Annotated in this window: 16 protein-coding genes and 1 pseudogene; 6 read left to right on the forward strand and 11 right to left on the reverse strand. The window is 71.7% G+C overall.

The features are described 5' to 3' along the window. Positions 1–69: 69 nt before the first annotated feature. From ACWGKT_RS25305 to ACWGKT_RS25330, 6 genes are all read right to left on the reverse strand, one after another. A complete protein-coding gene (locus ACWGKT_RS25305; protein ID WP_453275490.1) occupies positions 70–1,152 on the reverse strand; it encodes a hypothetical protein in 1,083 nt (360 codons plus the stop codon). Between the two features lie 72 nt (positions 1,153–1,224). Next, positions 1,225–2,358, reverse strand: a complete 1,134-nt coding sequence (locus ACWGKT_RS25310) for a sugar ABC transporter substrate-binding protein (protein WP_453275491.1) — start codon at positions 2,356–2,358, stop codon at positions 1,225–1,227. 173 nt (positions 2,359–2,531) lie between these two features. Then, on the reverse strand, positions 2,532–3,155 hold the full coding sequence (locus tag ACWGKT_RS25315; RefSeq protein WP_453275492.1) for a TetR/AcrR family transcriptional regulator: 624 nt from the start codon (positions 3,153–3,155) through the stop codon (positions 2,532–2,534). Positions 3,156–3,542: 387 nt separating this feature from the next. Then, complete coding sequence (locus ACWGKT_RS25320; protein WP_453275493.1) at positions 3,543–4,964, reverse strand: DEAD/DEAH box helicase; 1,422 nt, start codon at positions 4,962–4,964, stop codon at positions 3,543–3,545. 322 nt (positions 4,965–5,286) lie between these two features. Next, positions 5,287–9,039, reverse strand: a complete 3,753-nt coding sequence (locus ACWGKT_RS25325; RefSeq protein ID WP_453275494.1) for a family 78 glycoside hydrolase catalytic domain — start codon at positions 9,037–9,039, stop codon at positions 5,287–5,289. Between the two features lie 338 nt (positions 9,040–9,377). Further along, positions 9,378–10,343: an alpha/beta hydrolase gene (locus ACWGKT_RS25330; protein WP_453275495.1), complete on the reverse strand. Its 966-nt coding sequence runs from the start codon at positions 10,341–10,343 to the stop codon at positions 9,378–9,380. Positions 10,344–10,562: 219 nt separating this feature from the next. Here ACWGKT_RS25330 and ACWGKT_RS25335 point away from each other — a divergent pair, with 219 nt between their 5' ends. After that, positions 10,563–11,036: a MarR family winged helix-turn-helix transcriptional regulator gene (locus ACWGKT_RS25335; protein WP_453275496.1), complete on the forward strand. Its 474-nt coding sequence runs from the start codon at positions 10,563–10,565 to the stop codon at positions 11,034–11,036. Positions 11,037–11,085: 49 nt separating this feature from the next. On the opposite strand, the gene ACWGKT_RS25340 is transcribed toward ACWGKT_RS25335, so the two are convergent. From ACWGKT_RS25340 to ACWGKT_RS25360, 5 genes are all read right to left on the reverse strand, one after another. After that, positions 11,086–13,098, reverse strand: coding sequence for an ATP-binding SpoIIE family protein phosphatase (locus ACWGKT_RS25340; protein WP_453275497.1), 2,013 nt, complete (start codon positions 13,096–13,098; stop codon positions 11,086–11,088). Positions 13,099–13,528: 430 nt separating this feature from the next. Continuing rightward, a complete protein-coding gene (locus tag ACWGKT_RS25345; protein WP_453275498.1) occupies positions 13,529–13,963 on the reverse strand; it encodes a hypothetical protein in 435 nt (144 codons plus the stop codon). A 72-nt stretch (positions 13,964–14,035) separates the two neighbouring features. Continuing rightward, positions 14,036–14,782, reverse strand: a complete 747-nt coding sequence (locus ACWGKT_RS25350) for an AMP-binding protein (RefSeq protein WP_453275499.1) — start codon at positions 14,780–14,782, stop codon at positions 14,036–14,038. Positions 14,783–14,821: 39 nt separating this feature from the next. Then, positions 14,822–16,165, reverse strand: a complete 1,344-nt coding sequence (locus ACWGKT_RS25355; protein WP_453275500.1) for a cytochrome P450 — start codon at positions 16,163–16,165, stop codon at positions 14,822–14,824. 5 nt (positions 16,166–16,170) lie between these two features. Continuing rightward, positions 16,171–16,380 carry a hypothetical protein gene (locus tag ACWGKT_RS25360; RefSeq protein WP_453275501.1) on the reverse strand — a complete coding sequence of 70 codons (210 nt, stop codon included), beginning with the start codon at positions 16,378–16,380 and terminating at the stop codon, positions 16,171–16,173. Positions 16,381–16,689: 309 nt separating this feature from the next. Here ACWGKT_RS25360 and ACWGKT_RS25365 point away from each other — a divergent pair, with 309 nt between their 5' ends. The 5 genes and pseudogenes from ACWGKT_RS25365 (at position 16,690) to ACWGKT_RS25385 (ending at position 20,167) form a co-directional block, all read left to right on the forward strand. After that, positions 16,690–17,388: a response regulator transcription factor gene (locus tag ACWGKT_RS25365; protein WP_453275502.1), complete on the forward strand. Its 699-nt coding sequence runs from the start codon at positions 16,690–16,692 to the stop codon at positions 17,386–17,388. Beyond that, positions 17,385–18,848 carry an ATP-binding protein gene (locus ACWGKT_RS25370; RefSeq protein ID WP_453275503.1) on the forward strand — a complete coding sequence of 488 codons (1,464 nt, stop codon included), beginning with the start codon at positions 17,385–17,387 and terminating at the stop codon, positions 18,846–18,848. Before ACWGKT_RS25365 ends, ACWGKT_RS25370 begins: the two co-directional genes overlap by 4 nt. Positions 18,849–18,899: 51 nt before the next feature. After that, the gene (locus ACWGKT_RS25375; protein ID WP_235454139.1) at positions 18,900–19,301 is read left to right on the forward strand and encodes a hypothetical protein; all 402 of its coding nucleotides are present in this window, start codon (positions 18,900–18,902) and stop codon (positions 19,299–19,301) included. After that, the gene (locus tag ACWGKT_RS25380; protein ID WP_453275504.1) at positions 19,301–19,498 is read left to right on the forward strand and encodes a hypothetical protein; all 198 of its coding nucleotides are present in this window, start codon (positions 19,301–19,303) and stop codon (positions 19,496–19,498) included. The genes ACWGKT_RS25375 and ACWGKT_RS25380 overlap by 1 nt, the downstream gene beginning before the upstream one ends. 223 nt (positions 19,499–19,721) lie before the next feature. Continuing rightward, positions 19,722–20,167, forward strand: a pseudogene (locus ACWGKT_RS25385) (GlcG/HbpS family heme-binding protein). The last annotated feature ends 46 nt before the right edge of the window (positions 20,168–20,213 follow it).

A 20,213-nucleotide genomic window follows, 5' to 3' on the forward strand; every position in this document is an offset into this window, starting at 1 on the left:
TTCCCCGGCATCCACCCTGACGAGACGGAGGACGGGGAGTTCGCGTTCACTCCGGGGCGCTGGCTGCCCTCAGGCGCCCTGCCAGCGGTTGAGCGTCTCGCTCCGGCCGTCGTAGGTGAGCCAGGTGCTGTCGCCCAGCGGACGTACATAGGAGCCGACCGGTCCGGTGGGATAGGTGAGCGCCCCGCGTATCTCCAGGGTGCGGGCGTCGAGGAGCCAATGGCGGCTCCCGTCGGGGTCCTCGTCCGATTCGACCGTGGTGGCGATGACGGTGTCGGCGTCGAGGAAGCCGCTGGCGTAGTCCCAGGAGCGCGGCTGCTCGTCGTCGGCCGGCTCGGGTACGGCCTCGGCGAGCACGGTGCCGTCCAGGGCGTGCAGGCGCAGGTCCGCTCCATAGTGTTCGACCGTCAGGAAGCCGGGATGCTCCGCGTGGACGTCCATCAGGATGCGGTCCAGGCCCTCGTTGAGGTCCCAGGCGCTCAGCTTCTCGCCGTCCCAGCGGGCCCAGTGGAGCAGGATGCCGTCCTGGCCCATGCCGATGCACAGGCCCATGTGGACACCGTCCGGGTGCGAGAGGTGGTGTGAACCGGAGGCCGCACTGTCCAGCGGCAGCCGGGCCACCTCTCGTCCGTCCCGGGCGCCCAGGACGACCCAGTACTCCTGCCAGTCCTGACCGTCGTACTCCTGCTGCTCCCGCCTCTCCGGCTCGATCACCACATGCGCCCAGACGAACCGGCCGTCGTCGGAGACCCGGCACGACCCTTGTTCGAGGCCGCGGCACACCTCCTGCTCGTCCCCTGAGTGCGGGTGACCGATCTCAGGGCCCCAGCAGCCGTGCCGGTACTCCCACAATGTCTCCCCGCCCGTGCTCACGGCCCTGACGGCGCGCTGGCCCGAGAACACCGCGAACGAGCCGTCGGGGCTGACCGAATGGACCCCGCGGTCCCAACCCGGCCAGGGAACCGGGAAGACGGCGGCCGGCGCCCGCTCGCCCGCGAAGACTTCGGACAGGTCGTACACCTCCAGCTCGTGCCCGTTCTGGAGCAGGGCGCGGCGCGGCCCGTCCCGGCGGCTCTCGAAGGCGAAGCCGTTGACCAGCGCGTCTCCACCCGGGAGCCGCACCGAGTCGCGCAGCTGTGCAGTGATCGACATGGTCCGAAGGTAATGGACCCCACTGACAGCGTGGCGAGGGCCGTGCCCCGGCCCCTGTTCACAAGTGCGGGGCTACTTCAGCCCGATGGCCGCGCAGTCCGCCGCGTAGGTCTGGGTGCAGATCTGCCGGACGGTGTAGACGCCGTCCGTGATCACCGTGTCCTTGATGTTGTTCTTCGTGAGGGAGACGACCGGCACCAGCATCGCGGGGATGTCCTTCTGCGTCGGGCTGTCGACCTTGTCACGGGTGAGCGCGTCGAAGGCGATGTCACGGCCCTGGACCTTGTTCACCGCCATCTCCGCGGCGTTGGTGGCCTCCTCCAGGAACGACTTGTACACGGTCATGTACTGCTGACCGGCGACGATCCGCTGCACCGCGTCCAGGTTCGCGTCCTGCCCGGTGACCGGCGGGATCTTGCTCGCGCCCGCCTCCTTGAGCGCGTCGATGGCGGCACCCGCCATGCCGTCGTTCGCCGAGTACACGGCGGCTATGTCGGTCAGGCCCACCGACTGGATCGCTTCTTTCATGTGCGCCTTGGCGACCGCGGGCGACCACTTGTCGGTGTCGTACTGCTTGACGATGTCGACCTTGCCGTCGAGTTCGCCGAGCGCGCCCTCCTTGAACCGCGCTGTGTTCGGGTCGGCGGGATCGCCGTTCATCATGACGACCTTGCTGTTCGACCCCTTCCCGTCGAGCGCCTCGACGATCGCGCGGCCCTGTACCTGGCCGACGAGTTCGTTGTCGTGGGAGATGTACGCGTCGATCGGGCCCTCCGCCAGGCGGTCGTACGCGATGACGGGTATGCCCGCGTCCTTCGACTTCCGCACGTCCGGCGCGATGCGCTTGGCGTCGACGGCGTCCACCAGGATGATGTCCACCTTCTGCTCCACCAGACGCTGGAACTGCTGGCTCTGCTTCTCCACGCTCGCCTCGGCGTTGGCGTAGACGACCTTGCCCTTGCCGTGCGTGAGCGAGTCGACTTGCTTCTTGATGATGGGGTAGTCGAACTTCTCGAAGCGCGCCGTGTCCCGGTCGGGCAGGAGCAGCCCCACCTTGATGTCGTCGCGCCTCGGGGACGCGGAACCGCTGCCTACGCCGTCTCCGCCGATGACGCCGCACGCTGCGAGCGAGAGTGCGGACGAGATGGCGGCCAGAGCTGTGGAGGTCTGGCGCACAGCGGACTTACGGCTGGTACGAGTGTTCACTTCACGGGGCCTTCCGAGCCAGGGAGCAACCTTGCGTCCTGAGTGGCCGATAGCAAAGCGTGAGTAGTGTGACACGTCAAGATGTTGTCGTAACAAATGGCGAATCCGTGGCCGAGTCAGGCCAGGGATGGTGCTGTGCTCGTGGCTGATATCAGCCGCCCGGCCGCCCACGGCTAGCGCGGTCGGCCCAGTCCCGCGACGAGGAGCTCGACCATGCGGCGCGCGTCGTAGCGGGCATCGTGGTCGGCGCCGATGCAGAGGTTCCCGACACCGCGCATCAGCTCGTACGCGTCCACGTCGGAGCGGATCTCGCCGGCGGCGCTCGCGGCTTCGAGCAACTGGGTGCACACGGGAACGAGGCGGTCGATGAAGCAGGTGTGCAGCGTCTCGAAGCTCGCGTCGTCGGACCGGAGTACGGAGGCGAGTCCGTGCTTGGTCACCAGGAAATCGACGAACAGGTTGATCCATCGGCCCAGCGCGGCGTGCGGCGTCGGACAGCTCGCCAGCAGGGCCGGACCGGCCTCCGCGCAGGCCTCGATCTGGTGCCGGTAGACGGCGATGATGAGATCCGCCCGGGTCGGGAAGTGGCGGTAGATGGTTCCCATCCCGACGCCGGCCTTGGCCGCGATGTCACGCACCGGCGCTTCCACGCCCGACGCGACGAAGACCGCGGCGGCCGCGTCGAGCAGGGTCTCCTCGTTGCGCCGGGCGTCCGCCCGTTTGGACCGGGCCGCGCGTCCCGCGCCCTCGTCGCCGTCCTTCACCGCGCCGTTCCCTCCACCGCCGAGCCCGCTCATCGGAACGCCGTTTCGACTTGATATCGGAGACAGGTTCCGTTTACTCATGATGCCAGGGCAAGCGCTCGCCGACCAATCCGCGCACGCTTCGCCGCACCAAACGGAGCGATATTCCGCGTTGCGTTGAAGAAATCACGCTGCCCCGAGAGCCATCGACTGCCGTTCATTCATATGGCTTTGTCGCTTGATCGGCTCCGTGAGCCCGACCGCCCCGTGACCAGGCGAGGCAGACCGTCCCCATGCCGCCCCAGCTCGGCTCTCGCTCGACGGTGTGGTCACCGATCTGCCGTGGCGGGTCCGCGCCGTTCTCTGTCGGCCGATCTCCGTTCCCAGGTGTCCGTCCAGCAACGTAGTGAGGACAACGCCCGTCAGTCCGGGAGGCCCGGCTCAGCCGCCGCGCCGCACCCGGGCCGCCTCGCGGGCCTCCGCGAGCTTGCGGGCCTCGCTGCTCTTGCGGGACGGCCTGCCACCGGAGCCGCCCTTCGCATCCTTGGTGCTGCCCAGGCCGCGGAACGGGACGTTGTGGTTCTTGGGGCGCGGTACGGCCGGCCCGCCGTCGAGGGGCTTTCCGGAGGGGGCCCTGGCGCCGGTGATCCGGCTCAGCTCCGCCTCGCCGGACCGCACCTTGGTGACCTTGGGGGCGACGCCGGCGTCCGCCATGACCTGGCTCGTCTCGCGGCGCTGTCCCGACAGGACGAGTGTCACGACGGTGCCGGAGCGGCCGGCCCGGGCCGTGCGGCCCGCTCGGTGCAGATAGTCCTTCGGGTCGGTGGCCGGGTCGACGTTGACCACGAGGTCGAGGTCGTCGACGTGCAGGCCGCGCGCGGCGACGTTCGTCGCGACCAGCGAGGTGACCTGCCCGTTCTTGAACTGGGCCAGGGTCCGGGTGCGCTGCGGCTGGGACTTCCCGCTGTGCAGGGCTGCGGCGGCCACGCCGCTGGACCGCAGATGCCGCGTGAGCTGGTCGACGCTGTGCTTGGTGTCCAGGAACAGCAGGACGCGGCCGTCCCGGGCGGCGATCTCGGTGGTCACGGCGTACCTGTCCGGGCCGTGCACGACGAAGACGTGGTGATCGATCGCGGAGACCACGCTGGACGAGGGGTCCACGGAATGGACGGCGGGATCGCGCAGGTAGTCCTGCACCAGCTGGTCGACATCGCGGTCGAGGGTGGCGGAGAACAGCATGCGCTGCCCGTCGGGACGCACCTGGTTCAGGGCTTCGGTGACCTGCGGCAGGAACCCCATGTCACACATCTGGTCGGCCTCGTCCAGGACCGTGATGCGCACGCGTCCCAGTCGGCAGCCCTTGCGCTCGATGAGGTCGTGCAGCCGACCGGGCGTGGCGACGACGATCTCGGCGCCGTCCCGCAGCACGGAGGCCTGCCGTCCGATGGACACTCCGCCCACCACGGTTGCGAGCCGCAGCCGCAGTGCCTCGGCGTACGGGGTGAGCGCCTCAGCGACCTGCTGCGCCAGCTCCCTGGTGGGCACCAGGACGAGCGCCAGCGGCTCTTTGGGCTGCGCGCGCCGCCCGGCCGTCCGGGCGAGCATCCCCAGACCGAAGGCGAGCGTCTTGCCGGATCCGGTGCGGCCCCGGCCCAGGACGTCCCGCCCGGCGAGCGCGTCCGGCAGCGCCGCCGCCTGGATGGGGAAGGGCACCGTCACACCGTGCTCGTCGAGCACGCGCAGAACCTCGGTCGGCAGCCCCAGCTGCGCGAAGGACGCCGCCGGGGGCAGAGCCGCAGTGGCGCCCGACGCCTCGAACACCTGATCCTGCTGCCGGGCATCGGCACGTGCTGATTCGCTCACAGAAAGCCTTCCTCCGAAGGGACCGTACCGAGGAAGGCGCGGCGGGGACGCGGCCACCGGCCAGGGACCGCGAACCGGGCACCGACACAGCGACGCTGCAAACGTCCGAGACTAGCACGGGGCGCACCGCCCGGGCCTCCCGTGGCCTCGCCGCTCAGCCGAGGAACGCCAGTCGGACCTGCTTGCGCGGATTGTCTCGACGCGCTGATTCTGCCGCTGCCTGGTTTCCGGCCGAGTCGGCTCAGGAACCGACCGTTGCCGACGCGGGGACGGCGCGCCTGCCCCGCCCCCGCCCCGGCCCCGCGCCTGCCCAGGTGCCGCGTCAGCTTGCCGCGGTGAAGGTGTAGCTGCCGGCCGGCAAGTGGTAGGTCGCCGGGCCCGCGGGGACTGCCTGGGCGGGGGCGACGATCGACTGCGGCCGTGAGGTGGGGACGGTGACGGCGGCAGAGGTGTTGACGGGCACGGTGACACGCAGCGTCAGTTGTCCGGCGGAGACCGACCAGCTGCTCCCGGCGCTGCCGAACGGCGTCGCATACGTGCTGCCCGCAGAGGTCAGACCCCCGCCGGGGCGCGGTGCGATGCGCAGGGAGGCGTAGCCGGGGCTCGCGTGTCCGAGCCCGCCGACGTGCCGGTACAGGAAGTCGCCGACCGAGCCGAGACCGTAGTGGTTGAACGAGTTCATGCCGGGGTCGTTGAACGAGCCGTCGGTACGGATGCCGTCCCAGCGCTCCCAGATCGTGGTGGCACCGTGGTCGATCATGTAGCCCCAGCCGGGGAAGCCACGTTGCAGCAGGATCTGGTAAGCGGTGTCCACGTGCCCGTGGTTCACTAGGACGGGCAGCAGGTTCTCGACGCCGAGGAATCCCACGCTGAGGTGCCCGCTCGTCGCGGCGACCTTGGCGGCCAGCTTGTCCGCGGCCGGCTGGACCAGGGAGGCGGGCAGCAACTCGAAGGCCAGGGCCAGGACATAGCCGGTCTGGGTGTTGCCGCGCACGGTGCCGTCGGCCGTGACGAAGCGGGCGGTGAAGGCCGCTGCCACCTGGTCGGCGAGCCGTCCGTACGAGGTTGCCTCGGCCGCCCGGCCGGTGGCCGCCGCCATACGCGCGACCAGCCGTGCCGACCGGGCGAAGTAGGCCGTGCAGATGAGGTCCTGGGCCGTGTTGTCGTTGACGTTGAGCCAGTCGCCGTAGGTCTGCTGGTTGCGTATCAGGTCGCTCCCGGCCGTGCCGCGCAGATAGTCGACCCACTTCGCCATGGCCGGGAAGTGCTGGTCGACGACGGCGACGTCACCGAACCGCTGCCAGAGCGTGTAGGGGATGATCGTGCCCGCGTCCCCCCAACCGGCCGTGCCTGCACCGTTGATCACCGCGGGCGCGACGTCGGTGAAGGCGCCGTCGGCCCGTTGGGCGTCCGTCAGGTCGTCGGCGAACTTGGCGAGGAAGGCGTGGGTGTCCAGGTTGAAGGTGGACGTGGCACAGAAGGCGGCGATGTCGCCCGTCCAGCCCAGGCGCTCGTCCCGTTGGGGGCAGTCCGTCGGGATCGAGAGCATGTTGCCGCGTTCGCCCCACACGATGTTGTGCTGGAGCTGGTTGACCAGCGGATCCGAGGTGGTGAACGTGCCCGGCTGCCCGGCGTCGCTCCACGCCGCGCGACCGGTGACGGTGTGGTTGTCCGGTGTGAAGTCGGTGGGCAGGCCGGTGAGTTCGACGTAGCGGTAGCCGTGCACGGTGAACCGGGGCTCGTACGTCTCGGTGCCCCCGGTGCCGGCGAGGGTGAAGCGGTCGGTGGCCTGGGCGGCGCGCAGGTTGGTGGTGTAGAGCGTGCCGTCGGGATTGAGGACCTCGCCGTGCCGCATGGTGACGGTGGTGCCCGCGTCGCCCCTGAGCGCGAGGCGGTTCCAGCCGGTGAAGTTCTGCCCCAAGTCAAGGATGAACACGCCCGGTTGTGGCTGGGTGATCGACACGGGGCGGAACTCGTGCTGGACGGTGACGCCGTTGTCGACCTGGGCGACCAGGTGGGGCACGGCCCCGTCGTGGACGGCCGCGGCGGCCCACCCGCCGTCGTCGAAGTCGGCGCCGTCCCAGCCGCCGATGTGCAGGCGCGCGTCGTACGTTTCGCCGTGATATAGATCGTCGGCCCTGATCGCACCCGTAGCGACCTTCCAACTGTCGTCCGTCAGGACCAGTTGGGTGGTGCCGTCGGTGAACGTGATGAGCAACCGCGCGGAGTACCACGGTTGTGCGCCGTACCGCTGGCTGCCCGCGAAGCCCAGGCTGCCGGAGTACCAGCCGTTGCCCAGCCAGGCACCGAGCGCGTTCGTGCCCTGGCGGATGCGTTCGGTGACGTCGTAGACCTTGTACTGCAGGCGCTTGACGTAGTCGGTCCACCCGGGAGCGAGCACGTCGTCGCCGACCCGCGCGCCGTTGAGCCGGGTCTCGTGCAGCCCCAGCGCGGTGGTCAGCAGGCGGGCGGAGGCCACCCGCTTGGTCACGGTGAAGCGCTTGCGCAGGAGCGGCGCGGGCTTCACGACCCGCACGTCGGATCCCCAGGGGCCACTGCCGTACGCCGCGATCGCGAGTGCCGCGGGCCAGGCGCTGTCGTCGTATCCGGGGGATTGCCAGTCGGACGGCGGATTCTGGTACGACTTCCACGACGCGTCGGTGACGATGGTCGGTCCGCCGGTCACCGTGAGCTTGGCGATGGTTCCGGCCGGGGACTGGGTCGTGTTCCGGCTCGCGACCGCGATCGTGTTGGTGCCGCTCGTCAGCTGGGCGGTGACATCGACCAGAGCGGCGTTCTTCCAGGAGTCGGTCACCCGTGGCGAGGCGCTGACCAGGGTTCCGTTGACCCAGACGTCCGCGGTGTCGTCCCCGGTGACGATCAGGGTCGCGCCGGACGGCGCGCTCGTCAGCGTGAAGGTGCGCCGGAAGCAGCGGGTCTCGACGGGGCGCCCCGCCCCGGGATCACCCTCGGGGTACCAGATCCACTTGGCCCCGGACAGGTCGGGGACCGATGGCTGGCCGATGAACTTCGCGCGCCACTCGTCGTCCGCCGCGAGCAGCCCGGTCTCGAACCACCGCGGTTCGCTCCACGAACCCGCCCGGCCCTGGGTGTCCCAGACGCGCACCCGCCAGAAGTAGCGCGTCAGGCTCGTCAGACCCCGGCCGGCGTAGGCGATGTCGATCTGCCGGTCGGACGGGACACGGCCGCTGTCCCACAGGTCGCCGGTGCCGGGGGCCGTGGAGGAGACCTGGATCTGGTATCCGGCCTGCCGCTGTTGTGGCGCCGACGAGTCGAGCGTCCAGCCGAACCGGGGTCGCGCGGCGTCGATCCCGAGGGGGTCGGTGTGGTGCTCCACGGTGCAGTCGGCCACGCTCAGCGGCGACGCGGCTGCGAGGTCGGGAGCGGCGACGGCGGTGTACCAGGGCGCGGTTCCGTAGGCGCCGAGGTCCCGGGCGGCCGGCCAGCCCCCGTCGCCGAAGTCGGGCTGCTCCCACCCTTCGGGCGCGTCCTCGCCCGCCGACCAGCCACCGTCGGTGATGACGTCGGACGTTCCGCCGGCGGTACGGACCCGCAGTTGCCCGAGGACCCCGGCGGGGCCGCCCTGGTTCCGGCACGCCACGGCGATGATGTTGGCGCCCGACGTCAGTGCGGGCCTCAAGTCCACATACAGGGCGCTGCGCCAGGAGTTGGCGACCCGGGGGGATCCCGCCAGGGGCTTCCCGTTGAGCCATACGTCGACCGTGTCGTCGCCCGTGACGACGAGAGCCGCCTCGGTCACCTCGCCGTCGGGGACGTTGAACTTCTTGCGGAAGTACCGGAATCCGGCGGGGGCGTCGGCGCGCGGATTCCCTTCCGGGTACCAGATCCAGTGGGCCGCGGAGAGGTCGAGGGCCTTCACGCGCGGCGTGCCGGGGACGGCCTGTGCGCGGTCGGCGAGCGCACCGACGGCTCCCATGGCGAGCGCGCCGACGGCCAGCGCCGACCCCGTTCCGAGGAAGTGACGTCGGCTGAGCGGCGGTTGGTCGTGGGCGGCGGGCGAGTCCGGGTCGGGGGGAGTGTTCTGTCTGGCCACGAAGTACTCCTTCACACAGGTCGGGCGAAGCAGGACGGCTTGGCTGTGCAGGCGGGGAAGCGGAGAGGATTGAATCGTTTCAATATGGGAATGCGATGGAAAACTACGAGGGTTGGCATGGGTCGTCAAGGGACGGGACGCAACGTTTGAAGTGCTGCCGAAACCCGTCGGGGAGAGGGGCCGTGAGGGTAACCGCTTTCCCGAATGACCTGTGAGCGCGGGGTTGTTGTGGCCCGCGCGGGGATGAGCGCCTCCCCCTTCGCAACCTTCCGGGCGGGCCGCTCCGGCGCCCCGGCCGTGTGTCGATGCGGTGCCGGAGCGGCCCCTCGGGGTGCGGATCAGGCGGTGCCGAGCGCGGTGCGCAGCGTGCGGATCGCCTGGTTGATGGCGGCCTCGGCGGCGTGCGTCTCGCGCAGCGCGTTGAGCATCACGAAGTCGTGGATGGCCCCCTGGTAACGGACCGAAGTCACGGGCACACCGGCGGCGCGCAGCTTGTTGGCGTACGCCTCGCCCTCGTCGCGCAGCACGTCCGCCTCGGCAGTGATGACGAGGGCCGGGGGCAGGCCGGTGAGCTGGTCGGTGGTGGCGCGCAGCGGGGAGGCGGTGATCTGGGCGCGCTCTGCCTCGTCCGTCGTGTACTGGTCCCAGAACCACTGCATCGCGTCCCGGCGCAGGAAGTAGCCCTCGGCGAACTGGTGGTAGGAGCCGGTGTCGAACGCCGCGTCGGTGACCGGGTAGAGCAACACCTGCTGGACCAGGGGGACATTGCCGCGTTCCTTGGCCATCAGGGTCAGCGCGGCGGCCATGTTGCCGCCGACGGAGTCGCCGGCCACCGCGATCCGGGTGCCGTCGAGGTTCTTGGTGGCACCCTTGGTGACGATCCAGCGGGCCACGGCGTAGTTCTGCTCGATGGCGACCGGGTAGCGGGCCTCGGGCGAGAGGTCGTACTCGGGGAAGACGACGGCGGCGTGCGCGCCGACGGCGAGTTCGCGCACCAGTCGGTCGTGGGTGTGGGCGTTGCCGAACACCCAGCCCGCGCCGTGGATGTAGAGGACGACCGGCAGGGTGCCGGTGGCGCCGGCGGGCTTGACGATCCTGGCGCGGACCTCGCCGGTGGGGCCGCCGGGGACGGTCACCCACTCCTCGTGCACGGCGGGCTTGTCGACGGAGCCGGACTGCACCTCGTCGACGGCCCTGCGGCCCTCGGCCGGGGTGAGCTCGAAGAGGAACGGCGGGTTGGCGGTGGCCTCGGCGAAGGCTGCCGCCGCGGGTTCCAGGATCGGCCGGGCGCTGGTCTCGGTCATGTCGAACTCCTTCAGGTGATCAAGGGTGTGCGGCATCGGGTGCCGACGGGCTCCGAGAGCCGCTGTGTCGCCGTCCGGCGGGCACACCCAGAAAGTAGCGAACTATTTAGTCGTGCACAACTTAAGTGAGCGCGCTATGGTCGTGCACGCTTCTATCTGTAGAGTGAGAGAGTCGGGGGATCCGGCAGGCGGAACAGCGGAAACAGAGGATGGGGTCCCATGGACAAAGCGGCGACCGGAGAGTCGAAGCCGGTTCGGTCGGAGCCTGGCTCGCTCCTGCTGGAGGACCAGCTCTGCTTCGCCCTGTACGCGGCCTCGCGCGCGGTCACGGTGCGCTATCGGCCGCTGCTGGACGAGCTCGGACTGACCTACCCGCAGTACCTGGTGATGCTCGCCCTCTGGGAGAAGGACCCCGTCTCCGTGGGTGACTTGGGCGCCGCGCTCCAGCTGGAGTCCAGCACGCTGTCCCCCCTCCTCAAGCGCCTCGAAGCGAAGGGCCTGGTCCTGCGTGAGCGGCGTACGGACGACGAGCGCTCCGTCGACATCCACCTCACCGAGGCGGGTGCGCGCCTACGGGAGAAGGCCCGAACCGTCCCGCTCGCCATCGGGGACGCGATGAACCTGACCCCGGCCGAGGACGCCACCGCGAAGCAGCTGCTCCGCCTGATCGCGACGAACGTCACGCGGGGCTGACGTCGGCCTGCCCGGCGCAGGGGCGGCGGCGACTCACCGTCCGCCCTGGTCAGACGCGGACGGGCTGAACCGTCTGCTCCGCCCAGATGGTCTTGCCGCTGCCCGTGAAGCGGCTGCCCCACCGGTCCGCGAGCTCGGAGACGAGAAACAGGCCGCGTCCTCCCTCGTCCGTGTCCCGGGCTCGGCGCACCCGAGGCCGGGTGACACCCGGGTCGCTCACCTCGATGACCAGGACGCGGTCCCGGACCAGGCGCACGCCAACGGGGCCGCCCGCGTAGCGGATGGCGTTGGTGACCAGCTCACTGACGATGAGCTCGGTGGCGAAGGCCAGGTCGTCCAGCCCCCATTGCGCGAGCTGCCTCTCGACGAACTCCCGCGCCGTGGCCACCTGGGACAGGTCGGCGGGCAGCCGGCAGTCGGCGATGTCCCGTGCCGGAATGCGGCGCGTTCTGGCCAGGAGAAGCGCCACATCGTCGGGCGGGGTGGGAGCCACCAGTTCGGCGAACAGGTCGAGGCTCGCATCCTCCAGGGACCGGCGTCCGACGTGGGAGAGACACTCGAGAAGGCGCCTCATCCCCCCGTCGATCCCGCTGGCGCCGGTCTTGACGAGGCCGTCCGTGAACAGCGCGAGCAACGAGCCGGCCGGCACGTCGAGGTCGGTCACCACGAAGGCCGCTCCACCGACCCCGAGCGGAGGCCCCGGTTTGATGTCGGGGAACGCGGGGCCCGAGTCGGGCTGCGTCACCGCCGGAGACAGGTGCCCGGCGCTGGAGAAGGAACACGTACCCGCCACCGGGTCGTAGACGGCGTACAGACACGTCGCCCCGAGGAGGGCGGAGCCGGTGTGCCCGGTCTCCGCCTCGGCGGTGAGTCCGAGCACCAGATCGTCGAGGTGGGCGAGCAACTCGTCCGGCTGGAGGTCCAGATCGGCCAGCGCCTGCACCGCCGTACGGAGGCGAGCCATGGCGGCGGTCGCGTGGAGCCCGTGACCGACCACGTCCCCCACCACCAGCCCCAGCCGCAGCGAGGGGAGCTGCACGACGTCGAACCAGTCGCCGCCGACGCCCGCGTCTCCTGTTGCCGGCTGGTAGACACCACAGGTGTCGCCGGCGGGCAGGCTCAGGGACGCCTGAGGCAGCAGACTGCGCTGGAGGATGACGGCGGAGCGGTGTTCACGCAGGTAGCGGCGCGCGTTGTCGACCCTGAGGGCCGCGTGGGAGGCGATGTCCTCCAACAACGCGGCATCGTCCTCGCCGAAAGGCTCGGAGATCTGCCCACGCCAGACGGTCAGGCAGCCCAGGACGTGGCCGCGTGCGTAGAGGGGCACCGCGACCGACGCGTGCGCGTCCTCGGGAACCAGGGTGCGCAGGGTCGCGGCATCGACCCCGAGTCCGGCCCGCAGGGCCGCCATGTCGGACGCGATCAACGCACGCCCTCGCGTCAAGGGGCTCATGATCGTGCTCTCGGGGACCGGCGGGACCGTCTCTCCCGTCGGCAGCAGATACTCCGCGGAGACACCGGGGCTCTGCGCGGCGGCGACCCTGAGCAGACGTACGTCGCTGCCGGCATGGAGCGGCGGGGGTTCGTCACCCACCAGGACGACTTCGGAGAGGTCGACGGTGGCGAGGTCGGCGAAGCCCGGGACGAGGAGGTTCACCAGCGACTGGCCGATCTCCGTCACATCGAGCGAATCGCCGAGGCTCGTCGCGGCTTCGTGCGCGAGTTCCGCGTAGTCCCGCCGTGGGCCTCGCGCAGGTGTGTGCGGAGAGAGGACGACCAGCCAGTGCTCGCTGTCGCCGTGGGCCTCGGCCGCATCGAGGAGCGGCAGGACCACACACCGTCGTTCGTGTGCCGCACCCGGCGTCTGCCCGCTCAGTACGGCTTCGCGCACGCCGCTGCCGTGCCGGACGAGTTCTGCGAGGGCGGGGCACACCTGACCTGGCGAACAGCGCAGGTCGGCCGCCGCCGCGGGGGTACTGAAGACCACCACGCCCCGGCGGTCGATCACCACCGCCGCTGTGTCCCGGCCGGCCGTCGAAGCGCTGCTGCCGGATTCGTGCACGTTGTGACCTGCCTGTCGAGCGACGCCCCTTCATTATCGTGCGGTCTCCCACAGGCTGCGACTCGTCCGGCGGGCCCGTCGGGGCGCGGACCGGACGAGTGAGTACGACGGCGTGAGCGGGGAGCTCGCGATCAGCCGGGAGACGGTGCGCGAGCGGGCGCGTGCGCGCGGAGGCCGACGCCGACGCGACCGGCCCCGCGTCCCGGTGGTGTCGTGCGACCGCCCGGCGCGGGGCGACCGCGCGGCGCAGGGCGACCGTGCGGCGGCGGTCAAGGAGTCCGGGCCGTACGAGCCGGGGCCGGGACCGGGAGCGGTGTCGGGACCGGTTTCGGTGTCGCGGCGGCCCCTGACTCCGCGAACCCGAGCCCGAACACGCCCCGGCCCGGCGGCAGTTGCCAGGCCCGCGGCCCGCAGGAGCCGGCCGCCCCGATCAACCGCCGAGGGCGTGCGCCTCGTTCATGATGGTGCGTATCTGCGGTGCCGACTTCTGGGCGTAGTCGCTGCCGGTGTAGCCCCACCAGTCCCAGCAGCCCTGGGGGTTCAGGCGCACCAGGCGGATGTCGGTCTGCGGGTAGACGATCACCAGGTGGTTGGTGTCCGCGTACTCGTTGAGGTGGGACTCACGGGCGAAGCGGGAACCGACGAACGTGTTGTCGCTGAGGCGGACGTGCAGGGCGACGACCAGCTTGCACGCCTCGCCCGCCGCGCAGGAGGACGGCGTGTAGAGGTAGCTCTCGCTCCCCATGCTGTACCACTGGGCCCAGCCGCCCGGCGTGTACCGGTCCTGGTCGTGCTCGGTCAGTGTGCCGGTCCGGGTGTCGGCGGGCGGGTTGACGTTGGCGCCGCCCAACCAGTGCTGGAGCATCTCACCCTGCGGGTCGTCGCCGCAGTTGATGAGGAACGGGTAGAAGGTCCAGCCGCACGGAATAGCCCTTCATCACTTGTGGCCGCTGATGGCGATCTCGCCGGCGGTCCCGTCGGGCAGCTCGCGCCACTCGTCGTCCTGCACACGGACGCGTACGCCGTCGATCGGCAGCCCGACGGTGCCCGCACGGCGCCGCCCCTCGGGGCGGTTCAAGCAGGCGACCGGGGAGGTCTCGGACAGGCCGTAGCCCTCCAGCAACGGGCAGCCGAAGGCCTCCTCGAAGGCGTGCAGGATCTCCACCGGCAGCGCCGCGCCACCGGACGCGGCCAGCCGCAGCCGCCCTCGGTGCGCGTCCGTCAGAGCCGGGTGGGCGAGCAGCGCCCCGAACATCGTGGGGACGCCCTCGAAGATCGTGACGTCGTCCCGGAGCAGCATCTCCAGTGCCCGGCCCGCGTCGAAGCGCGGCAACAGGGTCAGGCACGCCCCGGCCGCCACCGCGCAGTTGAGGGCACACGTCTGGCCGAAGGAGTGGAAGAGGGGCAGCCCGCCGAAGACGACGTCGTCCGGAGTCAGCCGCAGCAGCGAGGAGTTGGTCGCCTCCACGTTGTGCAGCAGGTTGTGGTGGGTGAGTTCGGCCCCCTTCGGGCGGCCGGTCGTGCCGGAGGTGTAAATGATGACGGCCGTGTCGCCCGGGTCGCGATCGGCGGTCTCCGCGAGAGTCTCGTGCCCGTCCAGGCCCGTCGCCGAGTCCACCAGCAGCCGCGCCCCCGAGTCCGCCAGGCAGTGCTCGACCTCGCGCTCCTTGAGCAGCGGGTTCACCGGCATGACCTGTCGGCGGTGCGCGGCGTTGTCTTCGGTCTAACGCCGCTCGTCGTGCCCGTTCGTCCGTGCTCCGCACGCAGCGGGCGCGGGTTCGCGGTCCGTGATGTCGAGGACCAGCCCCTTGGGCTGCAGGATGGTGCGCGTGTCGAACACGGGGGTGCGGTCCGGTGCCGGGGCGAGCCGGTAGCGGGCGAGGACCGTCGCGGTGGCGATGACCATGGCGACCGTCCCGAAGTGCGCGCCCAGACACATGCGCGGCCCGCCGCCGAAGGGGAGGTACGTGTAGCCGGGCAGCCGTGGGGTCGCCGCGCGGTCGATCCAGCGGTCCGGGGCGAAGACCAACGGGGCTTCGTAGAGCGCCGGATCCCGGTGCAGTGCGAAGGGGCTGATCGCGACCCGCTGCCCCGGCCGCAGTCGGACACCGCCGAGCACGTCCGGTTCCTCGACCGTCCGCTCCAGGTACCACAACGGCGGATACAGCCGCAGCGTCTCCTTCACCACCGCCTCGGTGACCGGCAGGCGCGGCAGATCAGCCGCCCCGGGCAGCCGCCTGGCCAGCTCCCGGTCGACCTCGTCCGCCACCCGCCCGTGCAACTGCGGATGCCGGTCCAGCAGCAGGAACAGCCAGGCCAGCGCGGCGGCGGTGGTCTCGTGCGCGGCGAACAGGTTCGCGACGATCACACTGACCGCACCCTCGAAGGTGAGCGCACCGTCGGCGCACGCCTCGATCAGCAGATCGGCGACCGCTGGGGGCGCACCTTCCGGTTCCGCGCCACGGGCCGCGACCAGGCGCGACACCTCTGCCACCAACTCCCGCCCGGCGCGCCGCAGTCGTCGCCTGCGCAGGAGTGACGTCCGGCCGGTCCACGGGACGGCGGCGGGCAGCCGGGCGTCCTGCAAGTCGGCCACCAGTTCGGGCACCCGGCCGGGCTCGGGCCCCAGACAGAACTCGGCGATGAGACGAGCGCTGAGCTCCTCCAGCGCCCCGATCGCCTCGATGCTCCCGGCGGCCCGCCAGCGCTCGGCGTGCCCGGCCACCACCCGAGCCATCCCGTCCCCGGCTGCCCGCAGACCGGCGCGGTTCAGCCCGCGCCCGGCGAGTCTGCGGGCACGCATCCACCGGGCCACGTCCTGCGACGCGCGGCTTCCGTCGGTCTCCTCGCCCAGCAGGTCCCGGGTGATGGCGTAGGTGCCGTTCGTGTTCTTCAGCACCTGCTCGACCAGGACCGGCGAGTTGACCATGTACAGGCTGTCGTCGAAGCGGACCAGGTCCCCGTACTCCCGCTGCCGGAGCAGAAAACCCAGCGCGTCCCGCCCGAACGCGAGCCTGTTGCCGAACCCGTACCCCTCGGGGCCGGGCGGCACGGAAGCCGCCGCCATCGAGATCACCCGCCCACGTTGTAGTAGTACAGCGCGTGCGAGCCCGTATTGCCGAACACGCTCCTCACGTAGCTGTTGTGCCCCAGCCTGGCCCCCGAGGGGTCGGGGGTCACACTGGTGCCGGTGGCCGCGAAGGCCGATCCGGCGCCGATCAGCGCCGCGATGCTCGTGACGGTGACCAGCAGGATCCTGCGTGCGTGCGTCATGGCGGTCATGGCCGTCCTCCTTTCACCCGCCGGGCGGCCGGTCCGCCCGTGCGTTGCTTCCCATTGGCACGGTCCGGCGCCGTCGGGGCACGTCACGGAATGTCGCGACGTGCCAAAAGACGACCGGAGGTGTATCGGGTGAGCGGGCCGCACGGCAGTCGGAAGGTCATCACCGCCGAAGGTGCCGAGGTGCCGAGGTGCTGAAGGTGCCGATGGTCGCCGGAGGAGAGAGGGGCCGTACGCTGACCGGGCGCTGACGGCGGACGGGAGGACGGACCCCGGTCGGCCGGGCGCCGGCAGCGGGTGAGGGAGGGACGCATGGGCGGGACGGCACCGCCGGGGACGGTCCTGGTCGTGGACGACGACGCGGCCATCCGGCGGTCGTTGGAGCGCGGGCTGCGGCTGAGCGGATTCACGGTCCGCACCGCGCCCGACGGGCTCGGCGCGCTGGCCGCCGTCGCCGACGGACCGCCCGACGTGCTGGTCCTCGACGTGTCGATGCCCGGCATGAGCGGCATCGAGGTGTGCGCACGGCTGCGTGCCGACGGCCGGGACCTGCCGGTGCTCATGCTCTCCGCGCTCGACGAGACCGCCGACCGGATAGCCGGCCTGCAGGCCGGCGGCGACGACTACCTGGTCAAGCCCTTCGCCCTGCAAGAACTGGTTCTACGCCTGCGCGCGCTGCTGCGCCGACGGCCGCCCGCCGCCGAGGACCAGGCGCTGCGGGTGGCGGACCTGCTGATCGACACCGCCGCCCGCACGGTCCGGCGGGATGGACGGCCGCTGGACCTCACCCGGCGCGAGTTCGAGTTGCTGGAGGTCCTGGCCCGCAACGCCGGACTCGTCCTCACCCGCGACCAGTTGCTGGAACGGGTGTGGGGCTACGACTTCGACGTGCGCACCGATGCCGTCGACACCTTCGTCAGCTATCTGCGGCGCAAGCTGGAGGCCGACGGCGCGCCGCGGCTGATCCAGACCGTGCGCGGGGTCGGCTTCGTCCTGCGGGAGGAGCCGTGAGACTGTCGGCCCGGATCGGGCTGGCGGTCGGCTGCACGGTACCGCTGCTGGTACTGGCCTGCGGATGGCTGCTGCTCCAGCTCGTCGCCCGCGATCTGCACCGCGCGGAGGACGATCATCTGCGGGAACGGGCGGCGGCCCTCGTCCCGGACGCCCGGGCGCTGCTGCGGGCCGGGGCGGCCGGCCGGCCCAAGGCGGCGGACAACCATGAACGCGCCCTGTACAGCGCGGCGCTCGACGTGGGCGTACGGGTTGTAGGTTCGGACGGCTCCTTCAGCGGCGGGCCGCAGCCCGATGCCGCCGTGCGCCTGCCCGCGCGGACCGGCGTACCGGTCACCGTGCGCGGCGGCGGCGACAGTTGGCGGGCACTGGCCCGACCGGTGCGTACGCCGCGGGCCGCCGGCACCCTGTGGGTATTCGCGCCGGACACCGCCGATCGCGGCCAGCTGCGACTGGTCCGGCGCCGGGTGCTGGTCACCACCGTGCTGGCGGCCCCCTTGTCCGGGCTGCTGGCCTGGGGGATGTCCGCCGGCGCCGCCGCGCCACTGCGCAGGCTGACCCGCAGCACCGCCGGACTCGACCCGCGCACCGACCGGGCGCGCCCGCCGCTGGAGCGGACCGGCATCACCGAGGCCGACGAGCTGGCCGCGACGGTGCGCACCGTGCTGGCCCGCTACGACGAACAGGCCGCCCGAACCGCCGAGGCGCTGGAGACGGCCCGCTCCTTCTCCGCGGCCGCCGCCCACGAACTGCGTACTCCGCTGATGAGCATGGGCACCAACCTGGACATCCTGGCCGACCATCCGGGGCTGCCCGAACCGGACCGCACGGAGGTCCTCACCGACCTCCAGAGCGAGCACGGCAGGCTGCTGGGCCTGCTGGTGATGCTGCGCGACCTCGGGCGCGGGGACCTGGTGGAGGCGGACGCGTTCCGCACCGCCGACCTGACGGAACTCGCGGAGACGGCCGTCGCCGATGCCCGACGCCGCGCACCCGACGCGCTGATCGCGCTGGACGCACCGCCGGGGATCACCGTGCGCGGCTGGGAACCGGGACTGCGGCTGCTGCTGGACAACCTGCTGGCCAATGCCGTCGCGCATGGCGTCGACGCGCGGGGGCGGGTGAGCGTGATGGTGGGGATACGGCGCGCCGAGGGGTGGATCGTACTCACCGTGGACGACGACGGCCCCGGGGTGCCCGAGCAGGACCGGGAGCGGATCTTCGAGCGGTTCCGGCGCGGTCCGGCCAGCGCCGGCTCCGGGCTCGGCCTCACGCTGGTGGCCCAGCAGACCGCGCTGCACCGGGGCACCGTCACGGTCGGCGGGGCTCCCGGCGGCACAGGGGCGCGCTTCGAGGTACGGCTGCCGGCCGGAGCGGGGGAACTGCCGCACCGCCGCGACTGGCTGATCGGTACGGCCGGGACATACCGGTCACAGAGTTTCCCCAAAGAGGGCTCCTAGCCTGCTGCGGGACGGGCGGCCGAGCGGTCCGTCCGGAAACGGAGGCACGTGATGGACAACCGGCGAAGGCGCCGCACCCTGCTGGCCGGGCTCGCCACGGCCGCGCTGCTCGCGGGCGGCACGGGCGCGGCCGCGGCCGACAGCACCCCCGCCCCGGGACCGACCGGCGACGGTGCCAAGGCGCTGTGCAAGCGGGTGCCGAAGATCGACCGGAGGATCGACCGGGCGCTGAAGCGACTGGAGGCCGGGGCGGGCACCCGCGGCTCGGTGGCCCGGCTGGAGCGCCGCGTGGACAACGCCAAGAAGGCGGGCCACACCGAGATCGCCACGTTTCTCGGGGACCGGCTGACGACCCGCAAGGCCCTGGTGCCGATGCTCAAGCAGCGGCAGAAGGACCTCGCCGAGGTCAAGACGTGGTGCCAGGACAACGACGGCGGGAAGGCAGCGGGCTGATGCGCGCACGGGCCCTCGCCGTGTCGGCGGTGCTGCTGGCCGCTCTCGCCGTCGGCTGCTCCGGCCACGACGGGGCGTCGTCGAAGACTCCCGCGGCCACGCCGTCGGGCTACTCGCAGATGCAGCAGAAGGTGAACGCGGCCGAGTCGGCGGCCGCCGCGGCCGACCGGGACGCGGCCTCGAACGCGGACCGCTGACCCGCGGGGAGCGCGGCCGGGCGAGTACCCCTCGGGGGTGGACACAGCGGGGCGGCAACCGGGCCGCCCCGCCCACCTGAGGAGTCGACCGACCCATGAAGGCCAAGAACCCCCAGCACAAGAAGTTCTCCCGCCGCGCCCGCATCGCCCCGGCGGCGCCGTGCTCGCCGCGGTCGCCCTCTCGGGCTTCGGCGTGGTGTCCGCGAGCGCCTCCGCGCCCGCCATGGCGTCCGCCGCCCCGGTCGCGGTCTCCGCCCGGGCCACGACGACCTCCACCCACCTGACCGTCGACGCCGCCACCAAGGCCGCACAGGCCGCGCTCGACGCCGCCGAGAAGGAGAACCAGCGGGTCACCGTCGCCGTCGTCGACCGCAACGGCAACACGATCGTCACCCTGCGCGGCGACGGTGCCGGAGCGCAGTCCTACGAGTCCGCCGAGCGCAAGGCGTTCACCGCGGTCTCCTGGAACGCCCCCACCTCCCAGCTGGTCGAGCGTCTGCAGCAGGCCCCGACCCTGAAGGACATCCCCGGCACGCTGTTCTCGCGGGCGGCGTCCCCGTCACCGACGGGACCGCGCCGATCGCGGGCATCGGTGTCGCGGGCGCTCCGTCCGGCGCGCTGGACGAGAAGTTCGCCCAGGCCGGCGCGAACGCGATCACCCGCCACTGACCTCCCCGAGCGTGTGGGGGCGGCCCCGACCGGCTCAGGTCGGGGC

The sequence above is a fragment of the Streptomyces sp. NPDC054794 genome, assembly GCF_053611585.1.

Coding starts and splice junctions, on each gene's coding strand:
- ACWGKT_RS25375 (WP_235454139.1), top strand. CDS start 18,900: ATGGACAACCGGCGAAGGCGCCGCACCCTGCTGGCCGGGCTCGCCACG.
- ACWGKT_RS25365 (WP_453275502.1), top strand. CDS start 16,690: ATGGGCGGGACGGCACCGCCGGGGACGGTCCTGGTCGTGGACGACGAC.
- ACWGKT_RS25330 (WP_453275495.1), bottom strand. CDS start 10,343: ATGACCGAGACCAGCGCCCGGCCGATCCTGGAACCCGCGGCGGCAGCC.
- ACWGKT_RS25360 (WP_453275501.1), bottom strand. CDS start 16,380: ATGACCGCCATGACGCACGCACGCAGGATCCTGCTGGTCACCGTCACG.
- ACWGKT_RS25335 (WP_453275496.1), top strand. CDS start 10,563: ATGGACAAAGCGGCGACCGGAGAGTCGAAGCCGGTTCGGTCGGAGCCT.
- ACWGKT_RS25380 (WP_453275504.1), top strand. CDS start 19,301: ATGCGCGCACGGGCCCTCGCCGTGTCGGCGGTGCTGCTGGCCGCTCTC.
- ACWGKT_RS25315 (WP_453275492.1), bottom strand. CDS start 3,155: ATGAGCGGGCTCGGCGGTGGAGGGAACGGCGCGGTGAAGGACGGCGAC.
- ACWGKT_RS25305 (WP_453275490.1), bottom strand. CDS start 1,152: ATGTCGATCACTGCACAGCTGCGCGACTCGGTGCGGCTCCCGGGTGGA.
- ACWGKT_RS25355 (WP_453275500.1), bottom strand. CDS start 16,165: ATGGCGGCGGCTTCCGTGCCGCCCGGCCCCGAGGGGTACGGGTTCGGC.
- ACWGKT_RS25345 (WP_453275498.1), bottom strand. CDS start 13,963: ATGCTCCAGCACTGGTTGGGCGGCGCCAACGTCAACCCGCCCGCCGAC.